Source organism: Bradyrhizobium sp. (genome assembly GCF_019242285.1).
GTDB lineage: Bacteria > Pseudomonadota > Alphaproteobacteria > Rhizobiales > Xanthobacteraceae > Bradyrhizobium.
The window spans coordinates 1-3,332 of the sequence record NZ_JAFAVV010000959.1; the positions used below are offsets into that span (position 1 = coordinate 1).

General features: G+C 63.2%; 2 protein-coding genes and 1 pseudogene. 2 read left to right on the forward strand and 1 reads right to left on the reverse strand.

The annotated features are described in order from the left end of the window. Positions 1-377: 377 nt before the first annotated feature. A complete protein-coding gene (gene istA, locus JOY90_RS39255; RefSeq protein WP_291696448.1) occupies positions 378-1,904 on the forward strand; it encodes an IS21 family transposase in 1,527 nt (508 codons plus the stop codon). Beyond that, on the forward strand, positions 1,877-2,605 hold the full coding sequence (gene istB, locus JOY90_RS39260) for an IS21-like element helper ATPase IstB (protein ID WP_291696449.1): 729 nt from the start codon (positions 1,877-1,879) through the stop codon (positions 2,603-2,605). The genes istA and istB overlap by 28 nt, the downstream gene beginning before the upstream one ends. A 138-nt stretch (positions 2,606-2,743) precedes the next feature. Here istB and JOY90_RS39265 read toward each other — a convergent pair. Next, positions 2,744-3,332 (reverse strand): annotated as a pseudogene (locus JOY90_RS39265) (KUP/HAK/KT family potassium transporter); the annotation flags it as partial.

Below are 3,332 nucleotides of genomic sequence, written 5' to 3' on the forward strand. Positions count from 1 at the left end.
GATCGAGGAAGAAGAGCCCGCAGGCGTGTTGTCTGGCGAGCCGGTCTAGCCGAGCGTACGTCCTAGCCAACGGAGGTCTGCGCGATCCTGAGCGCGAAAGGCTTAGGAGCCTGTAACTGCGGCCTAAACAGACTTGTTTGGAAGCGCGACGGTGCGGTCTAAAATTGAGCCTCGGCGGGCTCGCGATCGATCGAGCGGCCCATTGCCGGCTTCGTTCTGTCGAGATGCAGGTAAGCCTGGTCGAATCGCCGGTCCGCTTCAGACCGTCCCAGTCAAGCTGTGTTTCGGCCTGCAAAAATGACCCCCGTCGTGGGGTGATCGGCGTCCAAAACTGACCCCCTAAACTTGCCGGCTTGCGATGCAGGCGGGCGGCGGGGATGTTGGTTGTGGAGACGGTTGGCCGGATACGGCGTGAGCGCTTCGTCAGGGGCAAGTCGATCAAGGAGATTGCGCGGGACCTCAAGCTTTCGCGCAACACGGTTCGCAAGGTCCTGCGCTCTGGCGAGACCTCTTTTGCGTATGAGCGCGAGGTGCAGCCACGCCCGAAGTTGGGCCGCTGGCAGGACGATCTCGACAAGCTGCTGGCTCTGAATGCGACGAAGCCGGCGCGAGAACGACTGACTCTGATCCGGGTGTTCGAGGAGTTGCACGCCCTCGGCTATCAGGGTGGCTACGATGCGGTGCGTCGTTACGCGCGTGTATGGGCCCGGGAACATGCTGCGGCAAACGTCGATGCCTATGTGCCGCTCTCTTTTGCGCCGGGGGAAGCCTACCAGTTCGACTGGAGCCATGAGGTCGTCCTGATCGGCGGCGTTCCGTCGACGGTGAAGGTGGCGCATGTTCGGCTCTGCCATAGCCGCATGATGTTCATCCGCGCTTATCCGCGCGAGAGCCAGGAGATGGTCTTCGACGCGCACGATCGCGCCTTCGCCTTTTTCAAGGGCGCATGCCGGCGTGGGCTCTACGACAACATGAAGACGGCGGTCGACACCATCTTCGTTGGCAAGGAGCGCGGCTATAACCGGCGTTTCCTGCAAATGTGCGCGCATCATCTTGTCGAGCCGGTGGCCTGCACGCCGGCGTCCGGCTGGGAGAAGGGCCAGGTTGAGAACCAGGTCGGTCTCGTGCGCGAACGCTTCTTCACGCCGCGGCTACGGGTGAAGAGCTATGACGAGTTGAACGGCTTGCTCCTCGATCGCTGCATCGCCTACGCCAAGGCGCATCCCCATCCGGAGCAGCCCAACCACACGGTGTGGGAGATGTTCGAAGCGGAGCGGCCGCATCTGGTGCGCTACGTCGGCCGCTTCGACGGCTTTCACGCTGTGCCGGCCTCTGTCTCGAAGACCTGCCTCGTGCGTTTCGATAACAACAAGTACTCGGTCAACGCCAGCGCCGTTGGCCGGCCAGTGGAGATACAAGCTTACGCCGATCGCATCGTCATCAAGCAGGACGGCCGCATCGTCGCCGAGCATGCGAGATCATTCGGACGCGGCGCGACGATTTGCGATCCCTGGCATTATGTGCCGGTGCTTGCCCGAAAGCCCGGGGCGCTGCGCAACGGAGCGCCCTTCAAGGGTTGGGTGCTGCCGCAAGCGCTGGAACGGGTCCGCCGCAAGCTGGCGGGCTCGGATGACGGCGATCGCCAGATGGCGAAGATACTCGCCACGGTGCTGAGCGACGGCCTTCCGGCGATCGAGGCCGCCTGCGCCGAAGCCCTGGCCGAGGGCGTCTCCTCAGCCGACGTCATCATCAACATCGTCTCGCGGCGTCGCGACCCAGCGCCATCCTTCCCCATCACGACGCCGCAAGCGCTGACCCTGCAGCATGCGCCCATAGCCGATTGCGGCCGATACGACAGCCTAAGGAGGATGTACCCATGGAGCGCGCCGATATCCTCGACATGATGGGAGCGCTCAAGCTGTTCGGAATGCGCTCGGCCTTCGACGAGATCGTCACCACCGCCATCAAGCGCCAGCACGAACCGCAGCGTGTCGTTGGCGATCTGCTGCAAGCGGAGATCAGCGAGAAGAGGGCGCGTTCCATCAAGTATCAGATGACGATCGCCAAGCTGCCCCTGGCCAAGGATGTCGATGACTTCGCGTTCGCCGGAACGCCGATCAACGAAGCGCTGGTGCGCGACCTGGCCGAAGGCCGGTTCATCGCCGAGCAGCGCAACTGCGTTCTCGTCGGCGGCACGGGAACGGGCAAGACCCATCTGGCAATCGCCATCGCGCGCAACTGCATCCGCGCCGGTTTGCGCGGGCGATTCTTCAACACCGTCGACCTTGTCAATCGGCTCGAGGCCGAGACCCGCGCCGCGCGCCAGGGGCGACTTGCCGATTATCTTACGCGCATGGACTTTGTCGTACTCGACGAGCTTGGCTATCTTCCCTTCGCTCAGAGCGGCGGTCAGTTGCTGTTCCACCTCATCAGCCGCCTCTATGAACGCACCTCCATCATCGTCACGACAAACCTCGCCTTCGGCGAGTGGCCCAGCGTTTTCGGCGACGCCAAAATGACCACCGCCTTGCTCGACCGCCTCACCCACCACTGCGACATCGTCGAGACCGGCAACGAGAGCTGGCGCTTCAAAAACCGCGCCTGAAAACTCTTCCGACCGCGCTCGCCCCGGCTGCGCAACCCCGACCAGCTGCGCCGGGGCGAGCGCTCGGCCAACATCCGCGCCTTAAAGGGGGTCAATTTTGGACGCCGATTTGGGGTCAACTTTCGAAGCCGATTGACACTGAGTCAGCGAAAACGCGCCGGAAATGATGGCCTGGGACGCGATCACCGTCGCCGCTGTCGCGAACGCCACCAACGGATAATGAGCCCAACCGGGAGCGAGCTGGTAGAATGGATTGTCGAGCGCGCTGGGATCAGAGAGCAGTAGGCCGCCCTGGCCGAAATAGTTGAGCATCAGAGCTGGAAGCACTACCGCGAACCAGGCTGCTCGAATGGGCGTCCGGCCGAAATGGCCCATGTCCGCGTACATTGCTTCGCCGCCCGTGACGGCGAGGAAAGCCGCGCCGAGCATGGCGAAGCTGACCTCCGGGCCCGCCTCGAAGAGAAATCGTGCAGCGTGATACGGATTGATAGCGGCCAGCACCTGCGGAGCAAGCAAGATGCCGCGAACGCCCAACGCGGCGACGACGAGGAACCATATCAGCATAACCGGGCCGAAAACGCCGCCGACAAAGCTGGTTCCCTTGTGCTGGACGTAGAACAAGCCGATCAGGACGGCGATCGTCAGCGGCACGACGAGATGGCCGAGGGCTGGAGCGTCGACCTTAAGGCCCTCGACCGCGCTCAGCACCGAAATCGCCGGCGTGATC

What these genes read in the sequence shown, in the direction of transcription:
- istA (WP_291696448.1), top strand. Translation starts at nt 378, where the DNA reads ATGTTGGTTGTGGAGACGGTTGGCCGGATACGGCGTGAGCGCTTCGTC.
- istB (WP_291696449.1), top strand. Translation starts at nt 1,877, where the DNA reads ATGGAGCGCGCCGATATCCTCGACATGATGGGAGCGCTCAAGCTGTTC.